The 24586-nt window shown below is 74.4% G+C and carries 22 protein-coding genes; 9 read left to right on the forward strand and 13 right to left on the reverse strand.

The window, feature by feature from the left end; genetic code table 11:
• Positions 1-2: 2 nt before the first annotated feature.
• Positions 3-731 carry a DUF1365 domain-containing protein gene (locus tag HPT28_RS02945; protein ID WP_219088892.1) on the reverse strand — a complete coding sequence of 243 codons (729 nt, stop codon included), beginning with the start codon at positions 729-731 and terminating at the stop codon, positions 3-5.
• Positions 728-1999 carry an NAD(P)/FAD-dependent oxidoreductase gene (locus HPT28_RS02950; RefSeq protein ID WP_219088893.1) on the reverse strand — a complete coding sequence of 424 codons (1272 nt, stop codon included), beginning with the start codon at positions 1997-1999 and terminating at the stop codon, positions 728-730. Before HPT28_RS02950 ends, HPT28_RS02945 begins: the two co-directional genes overlap by 4 nt.
• Before the next feature lie 170 nt (positions 2000-2169).
• On the opposite strand from HPT28_RS02950, the gene HPT28_RS02955 reads away from it, so the two are divergent.
• The 4 genes from HPT28_RS02955 to HPT28_RS02970 all read left to right on the forward strand — a co-directional run bounded on the left by HPT28_RS02955 (position 2170) and on the right by HPT28_RS02970 (position 7034).
• Entirely contained in the window at positions 2170-3795 is a 1626-nt protein-coding gene (locus HPT28_RS02955) for a molybdopterin-dependent oxidoreductase (protein WP_219088894.1), read from the forward strand.
• A gap of 136 nt (positions 3796-3931) precedes the next feature.
• Positions 3932-4588 carry a fasciclin domain-containing protein gene (locus tag HPT28_RS02960; protein ID WP_219088895.1) on the forward strand — a complete coding sequence of 219 codons (657 nt, stop codon included), beginning with the start codon at positions 3932-3934 and terminating at the stop codon, positions 4586-4588.
• A gap of 215 nt (positions 4589-4803) precedes the next feature.
• Positions 4804-5757: a LysR family transcriptional regulator gene (locus tag HPT28_RS02965; protein ID WP_219088896.1), complete on the forward strand. Its 954-nt coding sequence runs from the start codon at positions 4804-4806 to the stop codon at positions 5755-5757.
• Positions 5758-5879: 122 nt separating this feature from the next.
• A complete protein-coding gene (locus tag HPT28_RS02970; RefSeq protein ID WP_219088897.1) occupies positions 5880-7034 on the forward strand; it encodes a S1 family peptidase in 1155 nt (384 codons plus the stop codon).
• Between the two features lie 97 nt (positions 7035-7131).
• On the opposite strand, the gene HPT28_RS02975 is transcribed toward HPT28_RS02970, so the two are convergent.
• From HPT28_RS02975 to HPT28_RS02985, 3 genes are all read right to left on the reverse strand, one after another.
• Complete coding sequence (locus tag HPT28_RS02975) at positions 7132-7440, reverse strand: 4a-hydroxytetrahydrobiopterin dehydratase (RefSeq protein ID WP_219088898.1); 309 nt, start codon at positions 7438-7440, stop codon at positions 7132-7134.
• A 79-nt stretch (positions 7441-7519) separates the two neighbouring features.
• Positions 7520-8536: an MBL fold metallo-hydrolase gene (locus HPT28_RS02980; RefSeq protein ID WP_219088900.1), complete on the reverse strand. Its 1017-nt coding sequence runs from the start codon at positions 8534-8536 to the stop codon at positions 7520-7522.
• The gene (locus HPT28_RS02985) at positions 8533-9714 is read right to left on the reverse strand and encodes an aminotransferase class I/II-fold pyridoxal phosphate-dependent enzyme (protein WP_219088902.1); all 1182 of its coding nucleotides are present in this window, start codon (positions 9712-9714) and stop codon (positions 8533-8535) included. The genes HPT28_RS02980 and HPT28_RS02985 overlap by 4 nt, the downstream gene beginning before the upstream one ends.
• 350 nt (positions 9715-10064) lie before the next feature.
• Here HPT28_RS02985 and HPT28_RS02990 point away from each other — a divergent pair, with 350 nt between their 5' ends.
• Positions 10065-10874 (forward strand): methyltransferase domain-containing protein, encoded by an 810-nt coding sequence (locus tag HPT28_RS02990; protein ID WP_219088904.1) that lies wholly within the window; start codon positions 10065-10067, stop codon positions 10872-10874.
• Between the two features lie 142 nt (positions 10875-11016).
• Positions 11017-11436 (forward strand): CBS domain-containing protein, encoded by a 420-nt coding sequence (locus HPT28_RS02995; protein WP_219088905.1) that lies wholly within the window; start codon positions 11017-11019, stop codon positions 11434-11436.
• A 106-nt stretch (positions 11437-11542) separates the two neighbouring features.
• Here the strand turns inward: HPT28_RS02995 and HPT28_RS03000 are convergent, their stop codons facing one another.
• The 7 genes from HPT28_RS03000 to HPT28_RS03030 form a co-directional block, all read right to left on the reverse strand.
• Positions 11543-13555, reverse strand: coding sequence for a prolyl oligopeptidase family serine peptidase (locus tag HPT28_RS03000; protein ID WP_219089103.1), 2013 nt, complete (start codon positions 13553-13555; stop codon positions 11543-11545).
• Between the two features lie 35 nt (positions 13556-13590).
• Positions 13591-14937, reverse strand: a complete 1347-nt coding sequence (locus tag HPT28_RS03005; RefSeq protein WP_219088908.1) for a M20/M25/M40 family metallo-hydrolase — start codon at positions 14935-14937, stop codon at positions 13591-13593.
• On the reverse strand, positions 14930-15760 hold the full coding sequence (locus HPT28_RS03010) for a M55 family metallopeptidase (RefSeq protein ID WP_219088909.1): 831 nt from the start codon (positions 15758-15760) through the stop codon (positions 14930-14932). Before HPT28_RS03010 ends, HPT28_RS03005 begins: the two co-directional genes overlap by 8 nt.
• A gap of 96 nt (positions 15761-15856) precedes the next feature.
• Positions 15857-16591, reverse strand: a complete 735-nt coding sequence (locus HPT28_RS03015; protein WP_219088911.1) for a class I SAM-dependent methyltransferase — start codon at positions 16589-16591, stop codon at positions 15857-15859.
• A gap of 20 nt (positions 16592-16611) precedes the next feature.
• Entirely contained in the window at positions 16612-19020 is a 2409-nt protein-coding gene (locus tag HPT28_RS03020) for a SpoIIE family protein phosphatase (protein ID WP_219088913.1), read from the reverse strand.
• A 117-nt stretch (positions 19021-19137) separates the two neighbouring features.
• Positions 19138-19956, reverse strand: a complete 819-nt coding sequence (locus HPT28_RS03025) for an SAM-dependent methyltransferase (RefSeq protein WP_219088915.1) — start codon at positions 19954-19956, stop codon at positions 19138-19140.
• 227 nt (positions 19957-20183) lie between these two features.
• Positions 20184-20627, reverse strand: coding sequence for an SRPBCC family protein (locus HPT28_RS03030; protein WP_219088917.1), 444 nt, complete (start codon positions 20625-20627; stop codon positions 20184-20186).
• Positions 20628-20775: 148 nt separating this feature from the next.
• Here HPT28_RS03030 and HPT28_RS03035 point away from each other — a divergent pair, with 148 nt between their 5' ends.
• From HPT28_RS03035 to HPT28_RS03045, 3 genes are all read left to right on the forward strand, one after another.
• Complete coding sequence (locus tag HPT28_RS03035; protein WP_219088919.1) at positions 20776-21810, forward strand: Rv2578c family radical SAM protein; 1035 nt, start codon at positions 20776-20778, stop codon at positions 21808-21810.
• A 207-nt stretch (positions 21811-22017) separates the two neighbouring features.
• Positions 22018-22887, forward strand: a complete 870-nt coding sequence (locus HPT28_RS03040) for an alpha/beta fold hydrolase (RefSeq protein WP_219088921.1) — start codon at positions 22018-22020, stop codon at positions 22885-22887.
• A 72-nt stretch (positions 22888-22959) separates the two neighbouring features.
• Complete coding sequence (locus HPT28_RS03045; RefSeq protein ID WP_219088923.1) at positions 22960-23448, forward strand: GNAT family N-acetyltransferase; 489 nt, start codon at positions 22960-22962, stop codon at positions 23446-23448.
• Positions 23449-23698: 250 nt separating this feature from the next.
• Here HPT28_RS03045 and HPT28_RS03050 read toward each other — a convergent pair whose 3' ends face one another.
• Positions 23699-24319 (reverse strand): HEAT repeat domain-containing protein, encoded by a 621-nt coding sequence (locus tag HPT28_RS03050; protein WP_219088925.1) that lies wholly within the window; start codon positions 24317-24319, stop codon positions 23699-23701.
• Positions 24320-24586 lie beyond the last annotated feature (267 nt).

The following is a 24586-nucleotide window of genomic DNA, read 5'->3' on the forward strand; positions in this document are numbered from 1 at the left end:
GTTCACTCCAGGCCTTTCTGAACTCGGTGACGGGGGCGCGGCAGCACGGGCAGCCCGCGCAGGAGGAGGCGGATGCCGTGCAGGCGGATGGCCGCGGAGACGGCGAGGGTGGACCACGGGTGGCGCAGCATCGCCCCGAGCACCCGAGGAGCGGTGGCCGCGCGGCGGTGACCGCGCACGGTCGCGGTGAAGGGGCGGGTGCCGTCCCGTTCGAGGTGGACCGTCAGGTCCAGCCGTCCGTCCGGCTCGGGGAGCCGCATGCGGTAGTGGCCGTCCACCGGGAAGAAGGGCGAGACGTAGAACTCCTTGGCGACCCGGGCCGCCCCGGAGTCCTCGGGACGCAGCACGTAGCAGTGCCGCTCGCTGTAGGTGTTGTGCACTTCCGCGACCACGCGCTCCCCCGAGCCGTCGGCGGGGGTGCACCAGTACAGGGTCAGCGGGTTGAAGACGTGGCCGAGGACCCTGGCGTGGGCCAGCATGCGCACCCGGCCGTCGCCGAGTCGGACGCCCTGTGCGTCCAGCAGCCGGGCCAGCCCTTCCCGCAGGGTGGGGGCGGTGCCCGCGAAGTGGTCGCGCGGATCGAACCGGACCAGCAGACGCAGCGGCAGGGGCAGGCGGGGCAGGTGGTCCACGTCGACGAACCAGAGGAAGGTGCGGTGCCGCAGCGTGTGCCGCACGGGCCGGCCGCGGACGTGGACGATCTCGCACGGGTACAGGGCCGGGACACTCACCACCCCACCCCCAGGGCACGGGCGGCCAGGGCCCCGGAGCGGCAGCCGTCCTCGTGGAAACCCCAGCCGTGGTAGGCCCCGGCGAACGCCGTGACGGGGCCGGAGAGCGCGGGCAGACGGCGCTGGGCGGCCACCGACTCCGGTGTGAACACCGGATGCTCGTAGACCATGCGCGCGAGCACGGCGTCAGGGTCGACCCGGTCGGCACCGTTGAGTGTGACGATATGGGGTCTCGAACTGCTCAGCCCCTGGAGCCGGTTCATGTCGTAGCTGACCCGCACCGCGCCGGAGCCGGCGTCACAGGCGGGCATCAGGTAGTTCCACGACGCCCTGGCCCCGGCCCGCCGGGGCAGCACGGTCGTGTCCGAGTGCAGCTGCGTGGGGTTGCGCGAGTAGCGGATGGCACCCAGGACCTCGCGTTCCGGTTCCGTGGGATCGGCGAGCAGCTGGAGTGCCTGGTCGGGGTGGACGGCGATCACCACGGCGTCGTAGCGCTCCGTGCCGCCGCCCGCGACCGTGATCTCCACCCCGTCGGCGTCGCGGCGCACCGCACGCACCGGGCGGCCCGTGCGCACGGTGCCGATCGCTTCGGCCACCCGCTCCACATACGTCCGTGAGCCGCCCACGACCGTTCGCCAGACGGGGGAACCGGTCACGGCGAGCATCCCGTGGTGGTCGAGGAAACGGAACAGGTAGCGGGCGGGGTAGCGCAGGGCCGTGTCCGCGGCGCAGGACCACACGGCGGAGACGAGCGGCGTCATGAAGTGCGTGACGAAGTAGCGCGAGAACCGCTCCTGGGTGAGGAACTGGCCGAGCGTTGGCTCGGCCTCGCCCTCGGGCGTGGCCAGGAGGGCCCGAGCCCTCCGGTGGAAGAAGGGCACCTCCGCCAGCAGCCGCAGGTAACCGGGACGGACCGCGTGCCGGGGGCTCGCGAACAGGCCGCGCGGCCCACGCGATCCGGCGTACTCGAGCCCGCACCCCTCGCAGCGCACCGACATGCTCATCTCGGACTCGCGGGTCTCGACACCGAGTTCCGCGAAGAGGCGCAGCAGGTACGGATAGGTACGCCGGTTGTGCACGATGAAGCCGGAGTCCACGCGTACGGGCCGACCCGTGCCGTCGGTGAGGTCGTGGGTGTGGGCGTGACCGCCGAGGCGGTCGTCGGCCTCGTACAGCGTGACGTCGTGGGCACGGCTCAGGACGTATCCGGCCGTGAGCCCCGCGACTCCGCCGCCGATCACCGCCGTACGCCGTCGGTCCCGGGACATGCTGTTCTCCTTACGTTCCCCGCGCCCGGCACCGTCGTCGGCCGGACAGGCGTGGGGGATTCGGGGCAGCCGCCCCGGCGGATTGGTCGACGCACGACGAAAGCGCAGGCCGCGGGGGTTGGCGTCACTCGATCGAAGGACAGACCAATCCGCCCTGCCCCGGGGCCCGAATGCCGGGTGTGACAGCGACATCCTCACCACGCCTCGCCCGGGCCGGACTCGGCGCGCTCAGCGGCCTGCTCGCGGCGGCGACGGCGCTGGCCTCGGCCGAGCTGGCCGCGGGGCTGGCCGACCGCCCGGAAGCGGGCCCGGTCGCGGTCGTCGGCGCCTCGGTCATCGACCTCACGCCACAGGCCGTCAAGGAGTGGGCGGTCCAGACGCTCGGGCCGGAGAACAAGACCTGGCTCACGCGGGGCGTGCTGGCGCTCAGCGCCCTGTTCGCGATGGGCCTGGGAGTTCTCGCACTCAGCCGACGCGTTCTCGCCTCGGCCGGGGTGCTGGTGTTCGGCGCGATCGGCGTCCTGGCCGCACTCGACCGTCCGACCGGCGTGGCCGGGGACGTCGTGCCCCCGCTGGTGGGCGCCGGCCTGGGTGGTCTCGTGCTGTACCTGCTGGCGGGCCGGCTCACCGCGCCGCCCCGCGCCGCGGAGGGCGGCGTCGGGCCGGCCGGCCTGCCGGGGCGGGAACAAGACTTTGGCGGCCCCGGGTTCGACCGGCGCGGGTTCGTCATCGTGGCCTCGGCCGCGGCGGCCGCCTCGGCGGGCGCGGGCGCACTGGGGCAGCGCCTGGACAGCTCCAGCGGGGCCGAGGCGACCGCCTCCCGCGGAGCCGTCCGCCTCCCGGAGCCGAACTCCCCGGCCCCGCCCCAACCTTCGGGCGCCGATCTGCGCCTGACCGGACTCACTCCGTTCTTCACGCCCAACGCCGACTTCTACCGCGTCGACACGGCCCTGGTCGTGCCGCGGGTGGACGCCACCCGGTGGTCGCTGCGCGTCCACGGCGAGGGGGTGCGCAAGCCGCTCACCCTCACCTTCGACGACCTGCTCGGACGTGAACTCGTCGAGCGCGACATCACGCTGGCCTGCGTGTCCAACCAGGTCGGCGGCCCCTATGTCGGCAACGCGCGCTGGATCGGGGTGCGGCTGGCCGACATCCTGCGGGAGGCGGGGGTTCAGGCGCCCTCCGCCGGCGGGCCCGCCGACCAGCTGGTCGCGCGCTCGGTGGACGGCATGACGATCGGCACCCCGGTCGAGACCGTCCTCGACGGGCGGGACGCCCTGCTGGCCCTCGGCATGAACGGCGCGCCGCTCCCCTTCCGGCACGGCTTTCCCGTGCGGATGGTCGTGCCCGGGCTCTTCGGCTACGTGTCCGCCTGCAAGTGGCTGCGCGAGCTGGAGCTGACCACCTTCGCCGACTACGACGCGTACTGGGTCAGGCGGGACTGGGCGGCGAAGGCCCCCGTCAAGACCCAGTCCCGGATCGACACCCCGAAGCCGCTGGCCACCGTCCGACGGGGACGGGTGCCGGTGGCGGGGGTGGCGTGGGCCCAGCACCGGGGCATCGCCCGCGTCGAGGTCCGGGTCGACGAGGGGGCGTGGCAGCGGGCCGAACTCGCCCCCGCCGCCACCGAGGACACCTGGCGCCAGTGGGTCTGGGAGTGGGACGCCACCCCCGGGCGGCACCAGGTGGAGGTGCGGGCCACCGACGGCGACGGCCGGACCCAGACCGCCCGGCGCGTGGGGACCATCCCGGACGGCGCCACCGGACGGCACACGGTGGTGGTCAACGTCGACTAGCCCCTGACCTTTCGGTGCTCGGCGCCGCAGGGCCGGCTCAACGCAGCCTTGTCGCGCCCGTTATCCACCCATAAGAACCTTTTCCGTCACTGTATTCCCGGGCTCGTTCGAGTCCGCCCACCAAGGAGAATCACTGATGACCACCTTCCACCACGTCCGCCGCTCCGCCGTGGCCGTCGTCGCCGCCGTCGTGCTGCCGCTCGCGCTGACCGCCTGCGGCTCCGACGGGGACACCTCCGACGACTCGACGGCCGCGGCCTCGGAGCAGACCAACGGCGCGAACGAGGAGTCCACCGAGAAGTCCGACAGCGCGGGCTCCGAGCCCTTCGGCCCGGGCTGCGCGGCGGTCCCGGAGGACGGTGCCGGCAGCTTCGAGGGCATGGCCAAGGACCCGGTGGCCACGGCGGCCTCGAACAACCCCGCCCTGTCCACCCTCGTGACGGCGGTACAGGCGGCCGACCTGGTCGACACGCTCAACAGCGCCGAGAACATCACGGTGTTCGCACCGACCAACGACGCCTTCGCCAAGATCCCCGAGGAGGACCTGAACGCGCTGCTCAACGACAAGGAGCAGCTCACCAAGGTGCTGACCTACCACGTCGTGGGCGAGCGTCTGCAGCCCTCCGACCTGGAGAACGGCACGTTCAAGTCCCTGAGCGAGCAGGAGCTGAAGACCTCCGGCTCCGGTGAGGAGTACGAGGTCAACGACGCCTCCACGGTCGTCTGCGGCAACGTGCAGACCGCCAACGCGAACGTGTACATCGTCGACACCGTTCTGATGCCCGGCTCCTGACCTGGCTCGCCCGGTGCCGCCGTCCGCAGTGCGGACGGCGGCACCGCCGCGTCGGCGGGACGACTCCAGGCCGTCTTGCCCCGGCGCGGAGGGGGTCGTAGTTTCCCGGACGAGACGGCTCCGCACGCGGCGGACCGTCACACCCCCCACGATTCGCCGGTCCGCTCACGGCCGCTCCCGGCACCCGGACGGGCCGCGCCGCGAGATGAGGACACATGGACCTGGAGCTACGGCATCTGAAGGTCGTCCGGGCGATAGCCGACGCGGGCAGTCTCACCCGCGCCGCGACCTCGCTGGGACTGGCCCAGTCGGCGCTGAGCGGCCAGCTCAAGCGCATCGAACGCGCCCTCGGGGGCGCCCTGTTCGTCCGGGACCGCAACGGCACCCGGCCCACCCAGCTCGGTGAGCTGCTGCTCGACCGGTCACGGATCGTACTGCCCGCGATGCGTCAGCTGGAGGAGGACGTCAAGCGGCTTGCCGGGGGTTCGGCGCCCCGCTTCCGGATCGGCGGCACCCACGGGCCGCTGCTGGGGGGCCTGGTGGACCGGCTCACCGCCGCTCACCCGCAGGCCCCGGTGAGCACCGTCACCGCCTGGTCGGTCGCCGAGCTCGCCGGCCAGGTGGCCGACGGGCGGCTGGACTTCGCCCTGGCGGGAGTGTGCGGGCACAGCACGCACCCGGCCGCCGGACGGCTGGACTGGCAGCCGTTGGGCCACGACCCCGTCTTCGTGATGCTGGCCGACGACCATCCGCAGGCCACCGAGCCGGAGCTGGAGCTGGGCAAGCTCGCCGGGGAGCGCTGGGTGGCCGTTCCGGGGGACGGCTGCTTCGCCGACTGCTTCACGGCCGCCTGCGCCCAGGAGGGTTTCGCTCCCGTCTCGTTCTTCAAGACGGACACGGCCGCCTGTGTGCATCTGGTCCAGGTGGGCCGGGCGGTGGGGCTGTGCCGGGCCACGATGCCCCCGACGCCAGGCGTCCGCTGCGTCCCGCTGGCCGGGACGCCGCTGAGCTGGCGTCATCTCATCGGCTTCGACCCCCGTTCGACGGCCGCGGAGAGAGCGGGCGAGGTGGCGCTGCACGCCCGGGCCGCGTACCGGGAGGCGATCGCGCGCAGCCCGGGGTACGCGCGCTGGCTGGAGGACCACCCGTGGTTCGGCCCGGAGCACTGACGGCACACGGGAGACCGCCGTGGGGGCCATCGCACCATAAGAGGGGCTAAATGACAGGTACACGACCTCAGTTCGGGTGGCTAGCTTCATCTCGGCACCCCCCAACACTGAGGAGAAACCCCATGCTCCACAGGAGACGTGCACTGGCCGGCACCGCCGCGGCGATCGCCGCACTGGGCCTTTCGACGCTTCCCGGCACCGCTACGGCGCAGGAGGTTCCGCAGAGCGAGATCGCGGCCGAACTCCCGGCCGGGATGCTGGAGGCGATGGAGCGCGACCTCGGCCTCACCCGGGCCGAGGCCACGGCCCGCGTGGCCAACGAGGCCGAGGCCAGCAAGGTCGCCCCCCGGCTGGAAGAGTCGCTGGGCCAGGAGTTCGGCGGCGCCTGGGTCACCGGAGCCACGGCGGAACTCGTCGTGGCCACGACCGACCGGGACCGGGCCGCCGAGATCGAGCGCGCCGGCGCGACGCCCGTCGTCGTCGAGCACAGCATGGCCGAGCTGGACGCCGTGCGCGCCAAGCTCGACCAGGCCGCCAAGGGCGCCCGGAACAACTCCCGGGCCGCCTCGCTCTGGTACGTGGACACCAAGGCCAACAGCGTCGTCGTCCACGCCCAGAACGCCGCCAAGGCCGAGAAGTTCGTCGCCGCCAGCGGTGCGGACGCCGACGCCGTCCGCGTCGTCACGTCGGACGAGCGGCCCGAGCCGTTCTACAACCTGCGGGGCGGCGACGCCTACTACATGGGCAGCGGCGGCCGCTGCTCGGTCGGCTTCTCCGTCTACCGCGGCTCCACGCCGGGCTTCGCGACGGCCGGGCACTGCGGTACCCGTGGTACGTCCACCTACGGCTACAACCGGGCGTACCAGGGCGCCTTCCAGGCGTCCTCGTTCCCCGGCAACGACATGGCCTGGGTCGCGGTCAACAGCAACTGGACCCCGACGTCGTACGTCAACGGCAGCAGGTACCGGGTCGCGGGCTCCCGGTCAGCGGCCGTCGGCTCGTCCATCTGCCGCTCCGGTTCCACGACGGGCTGGCACTGCGGCTACGTCCAGCAGTACAACTCGACGGTCCGCTACCCGCAGGGCACCGTCTACGGGCTCGTCCGCACCAGCGTCTGCGCCGAGCCCGGTGACTCCGGCGGTTCGTTCATCTCCGGCAGCCAGGCCCAGGGCGTGACCTCCGGCGGCTCGGGCAACTGCAGCTCCGGCGGTACCACGTACCACCAGCCCATCAACGAGATCCTGAACACCTACGGGCTCAGCCTCGTGACCGGCTGACGGTCGCACTCCGGTGCCCGTTCCCCCCTGCCAAGACGGGGAGCGGGCACCGGGCCGGGCGGCCGCAGGCCCGGCCCTAAGGCCCCGCGCTCACGCGCTAACGCGCTCCGTGGCCCGCCGCGATCTCCTCGATCCGGCGGGCCAGCCGCGTGTCGAGGGCCGTGATACGGCCGCCGACGCTGTGGGTGTTCACCGAGATCCCCACGGTGTTGTAGCCCAGGGCCACGTCCGCGTGGTGGCCCAGCTCCTCGTGGATGGCGGCCACGTGCATGACCATCGCGGCGGCGGGCAGATGGCCCGGGAAGCGGTAGTCGCGGGTCAGCAGATCGCCGTCCCGCTCCCAGCCCGGCAGCTCGGCGAGCGCGGCGGACAGTTCGGCGTCGGTGAGCGGCTCGGGTGCCGGCATGTGTGGCGTCTCCTTCGGTGCGGCGCGGTGTGTTCCCCCGCGGTGACGGTGTATCAGACGGGCGGCCTCTCCCGCCGCCTCACGGCAGCGCGCGCGAGCCGCCGACCGGCAGGTCCCACAGGTCCGCCGCGGGGCGGCCGTCCCGCTCCCACGCCTCGCGGACCCGCTCCAGCGGCTCCAGCGGAGGCTCGCTCGACAGCAGGAACGTGGCCCAGTGCATCGGCGCCATCCGGGCGGCCCCCACGTCCCGGCAGGCCCGGACCGCCTCGTCCGGATCGGTGTGCACCGGCCGCAGCAGGGCGCGGGGCGCGTAGGCGCCGATCGGCAGCAGGGCGAGGTCGATGCCCGGGCAGCGGCGGCCGATCTCGGCGAACCAGTGCCCGTATCCGGTGTCCCCGGCGAAGTACACGCGTCTGTCGTCCGGTGCCGTGAGCACCCAGCCGCCCCACAGCGAACGGCAGGTGTCGAGCGCGCCGCGGCGCGACCAGTGATGGGCGGGCACGAAGTCGAAGCGGACGGCGCCGCCGGGGGCGGGCAGCTCCGCGGCCTCCCACCAGTCCAGCTCCGTCACGGTGGTGAAACGGCGACGCCGGCACCAGGAGCCGAGCCCGGCCGGCACGAACAGCGGGGTGTCGCGGGGCAGCCGGGCGAGCGTCGGCGCGTCGAGGTGGTCGTAGTGGTTGTGCGAGATCACGACGGCGTCGACGCGCGGCAGCTCCTCCCAGGCCACGCCCACCGGGGTGAGGCGTGCCGGGGTGCCCAGGATCCGCCGGGACCACACGGGGTCGGTCAGGACCGTCAGCCCCGCGATGCTCACGACCCAGCTGGCGTGCCCGGCCCAGGTGACGGCGACGGTGTCCGGGCCGGCCTGGGGCAGCGGCTCCGGCCGCACCGGCAGCCGGGGGGCCTGGCTGCGGAGCTCCTCGGCGCTCGGGCGGAACCCGCCGCGCCGGCTGGCGCGCAGCATGTCCAGGGCCCTGGGGAGCGGTTCGGTCAGCCGGTCGGCGAAGGTGCGCGGCCAGGTACGCCGCTCCCCCAGCGGACGGGGCGGGGCGGCCGGCCGGGACGGGCCGGTCTGCTCGTACTGTTCCGTCATGGTCGGCTCTCCGTCGGTGTGCGGGTCAGTTCGGCCAGGGCGGCCTCCACCCGGGCCAACGCCGGGGCTCCGGGCGGGTGTTCCTGGGCGCCGTCCCGCTGCGCGGTGACGGGCAGCCGGGCGCGCAGGGCGCCCGGGTCGTCACCGAAGCGGTGCCCGCCCAGCACGCCGGGGCCGAGGCGCAGGACGAGGGCGGCCTCCAGGGTGGCCGCGTCGGTGACGCCGTGCCGGGCCAGCCGGTCGCGCAGCGGCTCCAGGTCGGGGTAGAGGTGCCCGCCGGCCTGAGGCGGCCGGCACAGGCCTCCGGCCGCGGTCACCGCCCGGCAGACGGCGGCGGCGTGGCGGCCGTCGGTGCGGGCGGCCGCCTCGCGCCGGGCGCGGAGCCCGGCCGGCTCGCTCAGCGCCAGGTCCGCTTCCGGGTCGGGGCCGGGGGGCCCGGCGAGAGTGTGCAGGGTCCGGCGGACGGCGTCGGCGGCGGCCCGGCCCCGCCCGGCCCCGGGGAAGCGGGCGAGCCCGGTGTGCCGGCCACCGGGGACGAGGGCGGCGGCGAGGTCGAGGAGCACGACGACGTCCTCGGCGTCCGCGGTTTCGGCGCCCTCGGTGGCCACGGGCCTCCCGCGGGACCCGGCCCGGCTTCCGGCCGCCCCGCCCTGCGGGTGCAGCATCTCGGCGGGCGAGACGACGACGGTGCCGTGCGGGTCGTGGCAGGTGTCGCGCAGGCTCTCGTCGCTGACGATGAGAAGGTCCTGGTCCACCGCCGCCTCGCAGACCTCGTACAGCAGTTCCGGCGGCGGGACGGTTCCCGTGGGGTCGTCCACGAGGGACAGCAGCAGCACCCCGGGATCCACGCCGGCCGCGCGGTCCCTGCGGACGGCTTCCAGCAGGGCGAAGGGGTCGGGCACGCCCCCGCACTCGGCGGGCGTCGGCACCGGGTGGACGGGCAGGCCCAGCAGCCGCGCCGGCGTGCCGTGCCAGCGCGGGCCGGGGACGGGCAGGTAGACGCCGCGCGGTCCCCCCGGACCGGGGGTTCCCCCCGGGCAGACGGCGAGGAGCGCGAGCAGCAGCAGTTCCGCGCCGGAGGCCGAGACGACCTGCGCCGGGACGGTGGGCAGGCCGCGCCGCTCCCAGTAGCCGCAGGCCGCGGCCTTGAGGTCCGGGCTCTCCCGGTCACCACGCATCCACGCCTCCGGTGCCTCTCCTGCCCTCCACGATGGCAGGTTCCCGGGCCCGCCGCGCGCCGTCGTCCCGGAGCGGGTTCCTCCTCCGCGCGGCGCGGTGCCCCGGCCCGGTGGATGTCCCGGCTCCCCGGACACGGTGATGCGGATGACGACGCCGGGTGAGCACCTGCCCGACCAGGATCTCGCCGGGTTACGCACGGACGACGTCAGGCGGCACACCGCCGAGGCGCTGGACCGCTTCCGGGCCGGACGCGGGGCGGGACGACGCCGGGCTGACGGCCCACCACACAACAAGTCCATAATACGAGATGATTATTCTCGTATCTCGGACTCTTGGCTACGGTGCGGACATGACCCAGGAGACCGCCGTGTACACCCACGGCCACCACGAGTCCGTGCTGCGCTCGCACCGTTGGCGCACCGCCGAGAACTCCGCCGGCTACCTGCTGCCGGAGCTGCGTCCGGAGGCGGCGGTGCTCGACGTGGGTTGCGGCCCCGGCACCATCACCGCCGGGTTGGCCGCACGGGTCGCCCCGGGGCCGGTCACGGGGCTCGACGCCGCCGGGGACGTGTTGGCCACCGCCCGGGAGGCCGCCGCCGAACGGGGCGTGACCAACGTCGCGTTCGTCACCGGCGACGTCGCTGCCCTGGACTTCCCGGACGACTCCTTCGACGTCGTCCACGCCCACCAGGTGCTCCAGCACGTGGGCGACCCCGTCGGCGCCCTGCGGGAGATGCGCCGCGTCTGCCGCCCCGGGGGCGTGGTGGCCGCCCGGGACGCCGACTACGCCGCGATGACCTGGTATCCGGCCTCGCCCGAGCTGAGCGCCTGGCAGGAGCTCTACGGGCGGGTGGCCCGGGCGAACGGCGGTGAGCCGGACGCCGGACGGCGGCTGCTGTCCTGGGCCCGGGCCGCCGGGTTCACCGACGTCACGGCCTCGGCGGACGTGTGGTGCTTCGCCACCGCGGAGGAACGGGCCTGGTGGAGCTCCCTGTGGGCCGACCGGACCGAGTCCTCGGCCTACGCCCGGCACGCCGTCGAGGGCGGTCACGCCACCCCCGGGCAGCTGGCCGGGATCGTCGACGCGTGGCGGGCCTGGGGCGCGTGCCCGGACGGCTGGTTCACCGTGCTGCACGGCGAGGTGCTCTGCCGCGCCTGACCGGCCCGCACAGCGGCCCTCCACGGCGCCCGCGAGCCGCCGACCACTGCGGTTGCCGGGCCTCTCCCACGGGCGGAGGATGACTGGTGTCGTACGGACGCCCCGTGCGGCGCCAGCACCAGCTCGACGTGGAGGTACCTACATGACCACGGCGAAGGACATCATGCACCCCGGTGCCCAGTGGATTCCCGCCCACGAGACGCTCGACCGGGCCGCTCAGCTCATGCGTGAGCTGAACGTGGGCGCCCTGCCCGTGAGCGATGCCGACGAACGCATGTGCGGCATCATCACCGACCGCGACATCGTCGTGGAGTGCGTCGCGGCCGGACACGACCCGGGGAAGGTGACGTGCGAGCAGCTGTGCCACGGTACGCCCCGGTGGGTTGAGTCCTCCGCGGACATCTCCGAGGTCCTGAACGAGATGGAAGGCCACCAGATCCGGCGGCTGCCCGTGATCGAGAACAAGCGGCTGGTCGGCATGATCTCCGAGGCCGACATCGCCCGCCATCTGGACGAGGGTCAGATCGCCGAGTTCGTCGAACGCATCTACGCCGGAAGCTGACACCCTTTCCCCGCCCCGCGCGTGGGGCGGGGAGGCGGCGCTCCCGCCCACCGCAGCGGACGTAGCGGTGGGCGGGGCCGCGCTTCCGCGGTGGTCCGGCCCCGTCTCACGCGGGCTCCGGTGTCGTCACCGGGGCGCCGAAGACCTCCAGGTACAGGTCGAGTTCGGCCTCCACGGCCCGCGCGATGGTGTCCGCCCGCCGGAAACCGTGGGCCTCGCCCTCGAACGTGAGGTAGGTGTGCGGCACCGGCGTGCCGCCGACGGCGGCCAGCGCGTCGAGGAAGCGTTCGCACTGCGCGGGCGGGCAGATGACGTCGTCGAGCCCTTGCAGGAGCAGGAACGGGGCCGTCATCAGGTGGGCGTTGCGTGCCGGAGAACGCTCGCGGTAGCGCTCGGCGTCCCGCTCCGGGTCACCGATGAGCCCTTCCAGGTAGCGGGACTCGAAGTCGTGCGTGTCATCGCCGGACCAGCCCTCGGGCTCGAGGATGGGGAAGCTGATGGTGCCGCACGCGTACACCCCGGCGGCCGCCGGTGAGGTGAGCGAGACCGCCGTCGTCCAGCCCCCGGCGCTGCCGCCCCGGATGGCGAGCCGGGCGCGGTCCGCGCTGCCCTCCTCGGCCAGGCCGAGCGCGACCGTCGCGCAGTCCGCCACGTCCACGACGCCCCAGCCGCCGCGCAGCCGCTCCCGGTAGGCCCGCCCGTAACCGGTCGAGCCGCCGTAGTTGACCTCCGCGACGCCGATGCCGCGCGAGGTGAAGTAGGCGATCTCCAGGTCGAGGACAAGCGGTACCCGGCTCGTCGGACCGCCGTGGACCCAGATCACGTACGGCGGCGCCTCCCCTTCGGGGCCGCGCGCCCGCGGGTTGGCCGGCGGGTAGACGTGGGCGTGCACCTCGCGGCCGTCGGGACCGGTGAACGTCCGCTCGACGGGGTGCGGGTAGTAGGCCGGGTCCACCGCGTGGGTGTGCCGCTCGGCGAGGACGCGGCTGTGCCCGGTTGCGGTGTCCAGTTCCACGATCTCGTACCCGCTGCGCGCGCCGGCGCCGACACCGACGACCCGGGTGCCGTCCAGGGCGAGCGTCGGGGCCCACTCCGTCCAGGGCCCGACGGCGTCCACCAGTTCACCGGTGTGCGGGTCCAGCACCCCCAGCCGCTTGGCTCCGCGCCCGTGCAACACGGCCACGGTGCCGTCCGCGAGCGGGGCGAACCAGCGCAGCCCCAGCTTCCACAGGCCGTCGCCGAACTCCTCCGCGCGCGGGCAGAGCCCGACCGCTTCCCCACCCTCCGGGTCGACGCGGTAGAGGTTCCACCAGCCGGAGGCGTCGCTCACCGCGAGCAGCGTGCCGTCGGCCGCCCAGTCGGCCTGGACGACGGACTCGGCCGGGCCGCCCAGCACCGTGCGCGCCGCGGTGAGGCACCCGTCCGCGGCCACCTCGGCGAGCCGCAGTTCGGTGCCGTCCCAGGGCATGTTCGGGTGGTCCCAGGCGAGCCAGACGGCCTGCCGCCCGTCCGGGGACAGCTTCGGCCCGGTGACGAAGTCGTTCCGGGCGGGGGCCAGTTCGCGGACACGGGAGCGGTCGTCCGCGGCGGAGCCGTCCAGTGGGACGGCCACCGGCACACGGCGCACGTCGGTGGGCCGCTCCCCGGTGAACTCCTCCAGGACGCACCACACCTCGCCACGGTCGAGGTGGACCTCGGGGTCGGCCCAGCGCAGCCCTTCGCCCCGGGAGCCCAGCGGGGTGAGCGGGCGCGGCTCGGCGCCGGGGACGTCGGGCTCGTGGGCGTACAGGCGCTGGTCGCCCTGGTGACAGAAGACGAGCAGGGGCCCGCCGGTGGCCCGGGCGGCGGCGCCCCAGGGCAGGCCGCCGTACTCATGGACGCGGTTGCGCACGTCCCACGGCGGCGGCAGCACGGACCGCGGCGTGCCCGGGTCGTCGCCTCCCGCGGCGTCCGGGGCGGGCAGCCGCAGCAGGGCCCGCCGGCCGCCCTCCTCGGGCCGCGGGGCCGTCCACCACAGCTCGCCACCGACGGCGCCCAGGAACTCGGGACGTCCGTCGTGGGCGGCGACCGTCCGGGCGTCGAGCGGGGAGGGCCACGTCCCGTAGGGGGCCGTCAGCACAGCGGTCACGGGGGTTTCCTCCTGAGGGTCGGGCGCTACAGGGCCAGCAGGGCACGGTCCAGGACGCGCACGCCGAAGTGCAGGGCGTCGACGGGGACGCGTTCGTCCACGCCGTGGAAGAGCGCGCCGTAGTCGAAGCCCACCGGCAGCCTCAGCGGCGAGTAGCCGTATCCGGCGATGCCGAGGCGGGCGAACTGCTTGGCGTCGGTGCCCCCGGTCAGACACCACGGGACGGCGTGCGCGCCCGGGTCATGGTGTTCGAGCGCCTCGCACAACACCTCGAACGTGCGCCCCTCCACCGGGGCCTGGAGCGGGATCTCGCGGTGCCGGAACTCCCAGTCCACGCCGTCCCCGGTGAGCTCGTCCAGCGTGCGGACGAACTCCTCCTCGGCACCGGGCAGCATCCGCCCGTCCACGTGGGCGCTCGCGCTGCCGGGGATGACGTTCACCTTGTATCCGGCGTCCAGCATCGTCGGGTTGGTGCTGTTGCGCAGGACGGGGCGCACGAGGTCGCCCGCGGTGGCCAGGGCGTCCAGCAGCGCGTCCACGTCGGCGTCGGGCGCGTCCAGGTCGCCCGGGTCCACGCCGCGCAGGGCCGCCAGGCGGGAGAGCGCGGCGCGTGTGGTGGGCGTGAGCCGCACCGGCCAGCGGTGCTCCCCGATCCGGGTGATGGCGGCGGCGAGCCGCGTGACCGCGTTGTCCGGGTGGATCTTCGAGCCGTGCCCGGCCGTGCCGCGTGCGGTCAGCCGCGTCCAGGCCGTGCCGCGTTCCCCGGCGCCGACGGGGTACAGCCGCAGCCCGTCGTCGGCGTGGAAGGTGAACGCGCCCGACTCGCTGATGCCCTCGGTGCAGCCCTCGAACAGCTCCGCGTGCTGCTCGGCGAGGAAGCCCGCGCCGTACTCGGCGGTGTCCTCCTCGTCGGCGGTGAAGGCGAGCACGATGTCCCGCCGGGGGCGCACCCCGGCCCGCGCCCAGGCCCGCGCGACCGTGAGCACCATGGCGTCCATGTTCTTCATGTCGATGGCGCCCCGGCCCCACACGCAGCCGTCCCGCAGCTCGCCGGAGAACGGGTGCACCGACCACTCGGCCGGGTCGGCGGGCACGACGTCGAGGTGACCGTGCACCAGCAGGGCGTCGGCCGAGGGGTCGCTACCCGCGATGCGGGCGACGACGTTGGTGCGGCCCGGCGCCTTCTCCAGCAGCTTGGCCTCGATGCCGGCGTCGGCCAGCCTCCCGGCGACGTACTCGGCCGCCGGGCGCTCGTGGCCCTCGCCGTCGCCCCGGTTCGTGGTGTCCATGCGGATCAGCTCGGCGGTGTCGGTCACCACCTCCTCCAGCGCCCGGGCGTCGATGGGCCGGCCGCCGGTCGTCTGCTCAGCCATACTGCTCCTCCACCGCCGCCGAGACGACCGTGGTGACGGCCTTGAAGCAGCGGACACCGTCGTACATGGTCGGGGAGGTGTACGCGACGCGCCGCTCCCCCGTCTGCCGGACGCCGGGCACCACCGTGGCCGCACCGGCCAGATGCTCGGCGTCGAACTCCAGGATCACCTCGTGCTCGGTGACGACCGGTGGCTGCCGCACGGCGAGCGCGGCCGCCTCCCGGGCCGCCGCGCGGATGGCGGCGGCGCTGCGCGCGGGCGGCAGGCACACGGCGGCGTAGCGCGACACGTACTCCTTGACGGCGGCGGTGCACGCCCGGGGGGCGTACACCTTGGCGTCCTCGCAGGCCTTGTCGTCCCCGGTGACGAGGACGACCGGCACCCCGAACTCCGCGCACACCAGCGCGTTCAGCAGGCCCTCGCTCGCCCGGGTGCCGTCGACCCACACGCCGGTGACGGAGTTGGCGAGGTAGGTGTGCGCGAGGACGCCCTCGGCCCCGGCCGCCGCGTGGTAGCCGACGAACGCCACGCCGTCGACGTCGCCGCGCTGCACGCCCTCGACCATCGACAGCTCCTTGTGTCTCCCGGTGAGCATCCGGGCGCGCTCGTCGAGCTGATCCAGCAGCAGGTTCCGCATCGTCCAGTGCGCCTCGTTGACGAGGACGTCGTCGGCGCCGCCGTCGAAGAAGCCGGCCACCGCGGCGTTGACGTCACCGGTGAACATCGGCCGGTGCCGCTCCCACTGGGCGTGGCCGGGCAGCACGTCGTCCGGCCAGGTGACGCCGGTCGCGCCCTCCATGTCGGCGCTGACGAGGATCTTCATGGCGGGCCACGTTACGCGCCCGGCCCTCGGCGGGGAAAGACCGGCGCCGACGGGCCCGGCGCGCCGCGCCCGGCCGACTCCCCGAGGGTGCCGGACTCAGCCCTCCCGGCCGAGGACGAGGTAGTGGGCGGGCAGTTCGACCGGCGAGCCGTCGGCCCCGGTCTCGGTGGTGGTGAGCGGAACCAGGCCGCTGTCGAGCAGCCCCAGCCCGGCCGCCGCGAACAGCCCGGGCACCTCCTCGTCGGCCATGGCCATGGGGGCGATGCCGTGCTCGAACACCGCGGCCAGGCTCGCCGGCGGGCCGCCCGGCCGCTTCATGAGCCTGAGCAGCGTGTCCTTGGCCGCCGCCGAGGGCTCGACGACGAAGGCCCGGCCACGGTCGCCGACGAGCCGGGCGACGGCCGCGGCCATGCGACCGCGGTCCTCGGGAGGGCACTGGTGGATCACGCCGCGTATGTAGACGTGGCTGTCGCCCAGTTCGGCGTGGAGGCGGTCGGCGGCCTTCGCGTCGGTGAGATCCTCGGCCCGGAAGTCCACCGCGGCACCACCGGGCAGCCGACGGGCGAGGGTGACGGCCGCCGGGGATATGTCGATGCCCAGCACGGGCGTGTAGAACCGGGCGAGGACCACGCTGTGCCGGCCGTTTCCGCAGCCCAGGTCCAGCACCGGCAGCTCGCCGGTGAAGTGCGGTGCGAACAGCGGGCGGTGACGCTCGACGGCCGCCTCGGGCACGGCGTCCCAGAAGACACCTCCCGGTACCGGTGGAGCCTCCCGCCAGAATCCCTCCCAGGCCCTGCCCGGCTCGGCGTTCACGTGCTCGGATGCCGTCATCTCGCTCCCAGGTTCCGTCGTCAGGGGCGCTCCAGCGCCGTCTCGCACCACACCGTCTTACCCCGGGCGGTGGGGCTCGTACCCCACCGCCCGGCGAGTTGGCCGACGACGTGCAGGCCGCGTCCGGCGTCGGCCTCCGGCTCCGGGCCCAGCAGCCGCGGCGGGGCCGGGTCCTCGTCAAAGACCTCGCACAGCAGCGCGTCCGTGCGCACCAGCCGCAGCTCGACGCGCGCGGTGCGGGCGTGCCGCACCGCGTTGGTGACCAGCTCGCTCACCAGCAGCTCCGCGGTGTCCGTGACGCCCGGAGCGCCCCAGCGCGCGAGCTGCTCGCGGACGAGGGCGCGGGCCCGCCCGGGCGCGCGGTGGTCCGCGGCGAGGTCGTGGACGGCCACGTCCCGGCCGCCGACCCCGTTGAGCCGGGTCATGAGCAGCGCGACGTCGTCGCGCCGCCCGCCGCGCTCGGTGGCCGTCGCGGTGGCGAGGGTGCGGATGATCGTGTCGCAGGCGTCGTCCATGGACGCCGCCGGATGGGCGGCGGACTCGCACAGCGCGGCCAGCCCGGCGCCGATGTCCTGGCCGCGCACCTCGACCAGTCCGTCGGTGCACATGACCAGCCGGTCGCCGGACTCGACGGCGAACTCGGCGGTCTCGAAGGCGACACCGCCGACCCCGATGGGCGCGCCCGTGGGAAGGTCGAGCAGTTCGCTGCGGCCGTCGGCGGCGCGCACCAGGACGGGCGGGATGTGCCCGGCGTTGGCGATGCGCAGCCGGGAGCCGATCGGGTCGTACACGGCGTACTGGCAGGTCGCCAGGTGGGTGTCGCCGAGCCGCTGGGCGAGGTCGTCGAGGTTGCGCAGGAGCTGGGCGGGCTCCAGGTCCAGCCCGGCCATCGTCTGCACGGCGGTGCGCAACTGGCCCATCATGGCGGCGGAGTTCAGCCCGTGACCCATGACGTCGCCGACGACGAGGGCGGTGCGCGAGCCGGGCAGCCGGATGGTGTCGAACCAGTCACCGCCGACGCGGCCGAGCCGGGTGCCGGGCAGATAGCGGGTGGCGGTGTCGCAGCCGGGCATGCGCGGGGCGATGCGCGGCAGCATGCTGTCCTGCAGGGTGTCGGCGACGTTCTCCTGGTGGGTGTACATGCGGGCGTTGTCGAGCACGAGCCCCGCGCGGGCGGCGAGCTCGGCGCCGGTGACCCGGTCCATGTCGTTGAACTCGGCGCGTCCGCGGTGGCGCAGGAGGATCATGAAGCCGAGGACGACGCGGCGGGCCATGAGCGGCACGACCAGCATCGAGCGGTCCGTGATGAGCGGGCGGATGTCCCGCTTCTCGAACTGCGAGGCGATCGCGTGGCCCATCGCCTCGTCGATGTGGGGGACGAGGACGGGCTCGCCGGTCGTCATGCAGCGGAAGAACGGGGTCTCGGCCGGGAACGTCATCGTCTCCCCGACGGGGACGACGTCGTCCCAGCGCCCGGGGGCGTCGGTGTGCTCCAGGGCCACGCGGTGCCACACGGTGCTGGTGTCGGGGACGCCGTCGGGGAAGCCCTCCCCCGCCACGACCTGTTCCCGCAGATAGGTGCCGGCGACATCGGTGAAGCGCGGGACGACGGCGGCGCTGACCTCCTCGATGGTGCGGGCCAGGTCGAGGGAGCTGCCGATGCGGCCGCTGACCTCGTTGAGGAACTCCAGCCGCTCGCGGACCGCGGCGTGTTCGAGGTCGGGGGCCGCCGTGTCCTCCCCCGGCGTGGCGGCGCCGTCCGGCGCCACGGCCGCGTGGGCGCCGTCGGCCGCGCCCCTCGCCCGTACATGGCGCCCGGACCGGCGCGGCACGCCCCAGTCGGGGGTGACCGGCACCCGCTCCTGCCGGTTGAGTTCCAGTACCGGATAGCCCAGCTCCAGCACCTGCGAGACGACGCGGGCACTCTCCTGCGGGCTCATGCTCGGCAGGATCTCGGGCAGCCCGGCGGCGAGCCGCGCGGAGCCGGAGAGCTCGGTGTGCCGTGCGGTCCCGGGCACGACGTGCCGTGCGTCCTCCTCGGTCGCGCCCAGGGCGTCGGTCCCGGTGGCGAGGACGAGCAGCCGGCCGGAGCCCGGGCCGACCAGGGGGTAGGCCCACCACAGCACGTCGCACCCCGGGCCTCCCGGACCGGCGCCGCGCGAGGCCCGGCCGGTGGTCGCGTGGCCCGCGGTGTCGCCCCGGAGCCCCGCCTCCCAGCCACGGTCGCCGAACGCGCCGAAGACGGGCATGAGTTCGATGGCGGGCCTGCCGACCGCCTCCGCGCGGGCGGGGCCGAAGAGCCGCCGGGCGCCGGTGCTCCAGTGCGAGATCACGCCCCGGTCGTCCACGACCACGACCGCCAGGGGGACACACCCCGGCACCTCCGGTTCACCCACGGGGGCCGGGGTGCGTGCTCGCTCGTGCTCCATGGGCTGCGGGTCTCCTTCCCTGCGGGCCCCTCCCACGGTAGGGGCCCGCGGGCCGCCCGCGCCGGTCAACCGCCCGAAAGGACCAGCAGAAACGGTCCACTGGGCCCGGGAAGCGGCTCAGGGCTTGCGCGCCACGCCGCAGTAGAAGGCGACCTCCTCCGGCTCACCGTCCGCCGAGGGCTCGGGGCGCCAGCGGGAACACGACACGACGCCGGGCTCCAGCAGCTCCAGCCCGTCGAAGAAGCCGGCGATCTGCTCGGGGGTGCGCTGCTTGAGCTTCGGCGTCCCCACGGAGTTCCAGAACTTCACGGCCTCGTCGACGTCGGGAAAACCGGGGGCGGTGATGGTGTGGGAGAGGACGAGGTGGCTGCCGGAGGGGACGGCGTCCATGACCCGGCGCACGATGCGGTACGCCTCGTCGGTGTCGTCGACGAACATGGCGACGCCGAGCAGGATGACGGCGGTCGGCTGGCTGAAGTCCAGCGTCTTGGCGGCCTGTTCGAGGATCGACTCGGGCTCGTGCAGATCGGCGTCGATGTAGTCGGTGACGCCCTCGGGGCTGCTGGTGAGCAGGGCACGGGCGTGGGTCAGCACGAGCGGGTCGTTGTCCACGTACACGATGCGGGACTCGGGGGCGACGCGCTGGGCGACCTCGTGGGTGTTGTCGGCGGTGGGCAACCCGGTGCCGATGTCCAGGAACTGACGGATGCCCACCTCCCCGGCCAGGTGCCGGACGGCGCGGCCGAGGAGTGCCCGGTCCGCCCTGGCGTAGTCGAGGATGCCGGGGTGCAGACGGCGAATCTCGTCGCCCGCGCCCCGGTCCACCTCGTAGTTGTCCTTGCCGCCGAGCCAGTAGTTCCACATCCGGGCGGAGTGGGGCACGGTGCTGTCGATCCGCGGCATTCCGGGCATGGCGGTGGACGCGTCGTCGGTCATGGGAACTCCGCGAAGTGAGCCGGTTGGTTGCGGTCCCAATCTAGACGGGAGGCGGCCCGGGCACGAGAGCCTGGGCGATCTTGCCCCACCCGAACCCCGCTCCGGCGTTTCCCGCCCGTTCGCGCCCGGGCGGCGGGCTGGACGCTCAGGGGTGGGCCGGCGCCGCTCGCACCCGTCGGCCCCATCTCCCGCACGAGCCCTCGCGCGGGAGATGGGGCGGCGCGGGATCAGCTCACCACGGAGTCGAGCCGGGCGAGCATGTCGTCGTAGATGCGGCCCAGCCCCTTCGGGGCGAAGGTCCGCTCGAAGAAGCCGCCGACGCCGCCGGCGCCCTGCCAGGTCGTCTCCACCGTGACGCGGCTGGCACCCTCGGCCGAGCCGGGCGTGACGGTCCAGGTGGTGACCATGGAGGAGTTGCGGTCCCGCTCGACGAGGCGGCCCTCGGTGGGCTCGTCGACGTCCAGGAGGCAGTCGCGCACCCGCTTGCTGGTGGCCTGGAGCCTCCAGTGCACGACCGTGCCCTTGCCCGTGCCGCCTTCGCGCACCTCGTACTCGCTGAAGTGGTCGGTGAGGATCCGCTCCCGGGTGCCCGCGTAGTCGGCGAGGGCCGCGAAGACGGCGTTCGGGTCCGCGGCGATCTCGCGCTCCCTGCCGACCTCTACCTGAGCCATGACTCCTCCTGCTGCTTGTCGCGTGGGGGCGGCTGCTGCCGCCGTGACCATCCCATCACCGCGCGGCGGGGGCGCCAAATCGCGGTTGACAGGACGGATGGGAACAGGTGTTCTATTCTCGAACCGGGGGCGAGACGAGGAGGCAGCCATGCGCTGGGATCACCTGGGTGAGGACGGCCCGGCCGCCCTGTTCGGCACGGACACGGTCGTCACCCGGACGTTCGACACCCCCGAGTTCCGCGGAATCACGTTCCACGAGGTGCGCGCCCGTTCGATCGTCAACCGGGTGCCGGGCGCCTCCCGGATGCCGTTCGACTGGACAGTGAACCCCTACCGGGGCTGCACCCACGCCTGCGTCTACTGCTTCGCCCGCAGGACGCACAGCTATCTGGACCTCGACACCGGGCACGGGTTCGACTCCCAGATCGTGGTCAAGACCAACGCGCCGGAGCTGCTGCGGCGCGAGCTGGCCTCGGCCAGGTGGCGCGGCGAGCACATCGCGATGGGCACCAACGTCGACTGCTACCAGCGGGCGGAGGGGCGCTACCGGCTGATGCCGGGCATTCTGACGGCCCTGCGGGACTGCGCCAACCCGTTCTCGATCCTCACCAAGGGCACCCTGATCCTGCGCGACCTGGACCTGCTGCGCTCCGCCGCGGCGGTGACGGAGGTCGGGGTGGCCGTCTCGGTCGGATTCACCGACGAGGAGCTGTGGCGGACGGTCGAGCCGGGCACCCCGGCCCCCGAACGCAGACTGGACGTGGTGCGCACCCTCAGCCAGCACGGCATCGGGGTCGGCGTCCTCATGGCCCCGGTCATCCCCTTCCTCGGGGACTCACCGGCCCAGCTGCGCGACACCGTGCGGGCGATCGCCGCCGCAGGAGCGACGTCGGTCACGCCGCTCACCCTGCACCTGCGCCCGGGCGCCCGCGAGTGGTTCATGACCTGGCTCCAGCGTCACCACCCGCGCCTGGTGCGCTCCTACGAGGGGCTGTACGCGGACGGGGCCTACGCGCCGAAGTGGTACCAACGCCGGATCACCGGCCAGGTTCACGAACTGGCCGCGGAGTACGGGATCGGACCCTCCCGGCCGGGGGCCGCCCGGCGGCTGCCCCCGGCCGGGCAACCCGCGCCGGAGCACGCCCACCCGTCCGAGGACGGCGTCCAGCTCACCCTGATCTGACGCCCACCACCACGCGCGGCGGCGGGCGGACGCCTGGGCGCGACGGCCCGCACCCCGCCCGGGCGTTCCGCGCGAGGCGCCACGACAAGAAGTTACCGACTAGTCGGTAACCCCTTCCGCTCCGCCGGGGATTGCTGACATCGTGTCTACTCGCACTCCCACCGAGCCTCCCCCGGTTGTCGGCCGGGGTACCCCAGAGGAGCCCTCATGACCGTCGCCCCCAGCGCCACGCCGCAGTCGTCACCGGGTTCGGTGATCCGGGTCAGCCCGGAGCCCGGGGCCGCTTTCGACGTCGTCTACGAGCGGCGCGGCAGCGGCGAGCCCATGCTCCTGCTGCACGGCATCGGCCACCACTGGCAGGCCTGGGAGCCGGTGTTCGACGCCCTCGCCGCCTCGTACGAGGTCACCGCCATCGACCTGCCGGGCTTCGGCGCCTCGCAGGGCCTTCCCCCCGGTCACCCGTACGGCGTCGCCACGATGGTGCCGGTCCTGGCGCAGACTGCCCGCGCGCTGGGCATGGACCGGCCGCACGTCGTCGGCAACTCGCTCGGCGGGCTGCTGGCGCTGGAGCTCGGGCTGCACGGCCACGCCCGCTCGGTGACGGCCCTCTCCCCGGCCGGCTTCTGGAACGAGCCCGAGCGACGCTGGGCCTTCGGGGTGCTGAAGGCGCTCCGGCTGGGCGCCGCGAGCATGCCCGAGGGCCTGGTGCGGCGCCTGGCGGACACCGTCGCCGGGCGGGCGGCACTCGTCGGCCCCATCTACCACCGCCCGGGCCGCCGTGCGCCGGAGGCCGTCCGCGCCGAGGTGGCGGCCCTGCGGGGCGCCGTGGGCTACGCCGACACCCTCGCGGCGGGCCGCTCTCCCGAGGCCCGCTTCACCGGCGACATCACCGATGTTCCGGTCACCGTGGCCTGGGGCGACCGGGACCGGCTGCTGCTGCCCCGGCAGGGCGTGCGGGCCAAGCGGGCTCTTCCCGACGCGCGGCTGGTGCGGCTGCCCCGCTGCGGCCACGTCCCGATGAACGACGACCCGGCGCTCGTCGCCCGCGTCGCGCTGGACACCGCAGCCCGGGCCTGACGTCTCCGGCAAAGCCGCGCCCCGTCGGAAACCCGGTTGGCACGGCCGAGGCCGCGGGGGCATGCTGACGCCGTGCTGATCAGGGAAGCGACCGAAGAGGACTGGCCCGCCATGTGGGCCTTCATGCGCGGCATCGTCGAGGCGGGCGACACCTACTCCTACGACCGGGATCTGACGCAGGAGGCGTGCCGGGAGCTCTGGCTCGTGCCGGAGCCCGGCCGGGCGTTCGTCGCCGTGGACGAGGACGGCAAGGTGCTGGGCACCTCGAAGGTGGCCCGCAACCAGGGCGGCGGCGGTTCGCACGTCGCCAACGGCAGCTACATGGTGGACCCGGCCCACCACGGCCGCGGGGTGGGCCGCGCCCTCGGCGCGCACTCGCTGGAGTGGGCCCGCTCGGCGGGCTTCCGCGCCATGCAGTTCAACGCCGTCGTCTCCACGAACACCCGGGCCGTGGCCCTGTGGCAGGCGCTCGGCTTCGAGATCATCGCGACGCTGCCGGGCGGCTTCGAGCATCCGGAGCAGGGCTTCGTCGACCTCCACATCATGTACCAGCGGCTCTGAGGCCGCGGGTGCCGGCCCGGCTCACAGCGCCGGGTGGCGGTGGGCAGGGCGGCCGCCGGCGCGTCAACACCCCCTCCGCCGAGCCGGTCCCGCCCCGCTCGGCGGTCCCGGCCTCGCCCTGCCCGTCGGCATCGCCCTCGCCCGTGGCCCCGGGCGTTCCTCGTACGCCGCACCGGTACCGGACTCGCCGTCGCCCACCGCTGTAGCCGCGCCGTCCCGTCCGTCCCCGGCGGCGGACGGGACGGCGCGGCTACAGCGCGCGCAGCGCCTCCGCGGCCGCCGGGCGCAGGGGCGGATGGTCCAGCGCCGCGGTCAGCAGGGGGCGGGCGACCGGATCGCCGAGGGCGGCCAGCCCCTCCACGCACGCCCGCGCCACCGGCCAGTGCCGCTCCGGCCCGGCCAGCAGTCTGCGCAGCACCGCCGCCAGCGTCGGAACGGACTCCGGCGCCCGCAACCGCGCCAGCAGCCGCACGGGATGAACGGCGTACGCGGTCCGCAGCTCGTTCCCGGCCAGCGCGGCGGCGGCGCGGGCGGTACGCGGGTCGCCGAGCCGGAACAGGCCCTCGGCCGCCGCCGCACACCGCTGCGGGTCCCGGTGGTTCAGCAGGAAGACCAGCGTCTCGAAGGCCCGGGGGTCGCGGGCGCCGGCCAGGGCGCAGGCGGCCATCTCCTGTTGCCACAGCGGCCGTCCGGTCTCCGCCAGGACCGCCGCGAGCGCGTCCCGTGCGGCGACGTCCCCCCGTCCGGCCTCCGCCTCTCCCCTGCCGTCCGCCGACGACAGCGCGGCGGCCAGCCCCAGCAGCCGGTCCCGCTCCGGCCGGTCGGCCTCCGCCGTCACGCGGTCCGCGATGGCCCGCAGCGTCTCCTCCACGTCCCCGCCCTCTCCCCGGCTCCGCGCCCGGTCTCGTCTCGCCGCTCTCCCACGTCGCGCACCGGGCGCCCCGGCGTGTGTCGCGGGGGTGTCCGGCACGTGTCACGCACCACACAGGATCGCGCGCCACGCCCTCTGGCGTTCTGGTTACTCGCCGGTTAGCCTGCTCATCAGAGCGGGAATACCGCTCAGGCGGTCTGGTGACGCAGCCGCCGAGAGTGTCAGTCGGTTCAGCATCCGTACCCCGGTACGCAGTGCGGCTCCGGC

The organism is Streptomyces sp. JJ38 (genome assembly GCF_019303475.1).
Lineage (GTDB): Bacteria > Actinomycetota > Actinomycetes > Streptomycetales > Streptomycetaceae > Streptomyces.

Coding starts and splice junctions, on each gene's coding strand:
- HPT28_RS02950 (WP_219088893.1), bottom strand. CDS start 1,999: ATGTCCCGGGACCGACGGCGTACGGCGGTGATCGGCGGCGGAGTCGCG.
- HPT28_RS02955 (WP_219088894.1), top strand. CDS start 2,170: ATGCCGGGTGTGACAGCGACATCCTCACCACGCCTCGCCCGGGCCGGA.
- HPT28_RS02960 (WP_219088895.1), top strand. CDS start 3,932: ATGACCACCTTCCACCACGTCCGCCGCTCCGCCGTGGCCGTCGTCGCC.
- HPT28_RS02965 (WP_219088896.1), top strand. CDS start 4,804: ATGGACCTGGAGCTACGGCATCTGAAGGTCGTCCGGGCGATAGCCGAC.
- HPT28_RS02970 (WP_219088897.1), top strand. CDS start 5,880: ATGCTCCACAGGAGACGTGCACTGGCCGGCACCGCCGCGGCGATCGCC.
- HPT28_RS02975 (WP_219088898.1), bottom strand. CDS start 7,440: ATGCCGGCACCCGAGCCGCTCACCGACGCCGAACTGTCCGCCGCGCTC.
- HPT28_RS02980 (WP_219088900.1), bottom strand. CDS start 8,536: ATGACGGAACAGTACGAGCAGACCGGCCCGTCCCGGCCGGCCGCCCCG.
- HPT28_RS02985 (WP_219088902.1), bottom strand. CDS start 9,714: ATGCGTGGTGACCGGGAGAGCCCGGACCTCAAGGCCGCGGCCTGCGGC.
- HPT28_RS02990 (WP_219088904.1), top strand. CDS start 10,065: ATGACCCAGGAGACCGCCGTGTACACCCACGGCCACCACGAGTCCGTG.
- HPT28_RS02995 (WP_219088905.1), top strand. CDS start 11,017: ATGACCACGGCGAAGGACATCATGCACCCCGGTGCCCAGTGGATTCCC.
- HPT28_RS03005 (WP_219088908.1), bottom strand. CDS start 14,937: ATGGCTGAGCAGACGACCGGCGGCCGGCCCATCGACGCCCGGGCGCTG.
- HPT28_RS03010 (WP_219088909.1), bottom strand. CDS start 15,760: ATGAAGATCCTCGTCAGCGCCGACATGGAGGGCGCGACCGGCGTCACC.
- HPT28_RS03015 (WP_219088911.1), bottom strand. CDS start 16,591: ATGACGGCATCCGAGCACGTGAACGCCGAGCCGGGCAGGGCCTGGGAG.
- HPT28_RS03020 (WP_219088913.1), bottom strand. CDS start 19,020: ATGGAGCACGAGCGAGCACGCACCCCGGCCCCCGTGGGTGAACCGGAG.
- HPT28_RS03025 (WP_219088915.1), bottom strand. CDS start 19,956: ATGACCGACGACGCGTCCACCGCCATGCCCGGAATGCCGCGGATCGAC.
- HPT28_RS03030 (WP_219088917.1), bottom strand. CDS start 20,627: ATGGCTCAGGTAGAGGTCGGCAGGGAGCGCGAGATCGCCGCGGACCCG.
- HPT28_RS03035 (WP_219088919.1), top strand. CDS start 20,776: ATGCGCTGGGATCACCTGGGTGAGGACGGCCCGGCCGCCCTGTTCGGC.
- HPT28_RS03040 (WP_219088921.1), top strand. CDS start 22,018: ATGACCGTCGCCCCCAGCGCCACGCCGCAGTCGTCACCGGGTTCGGTG.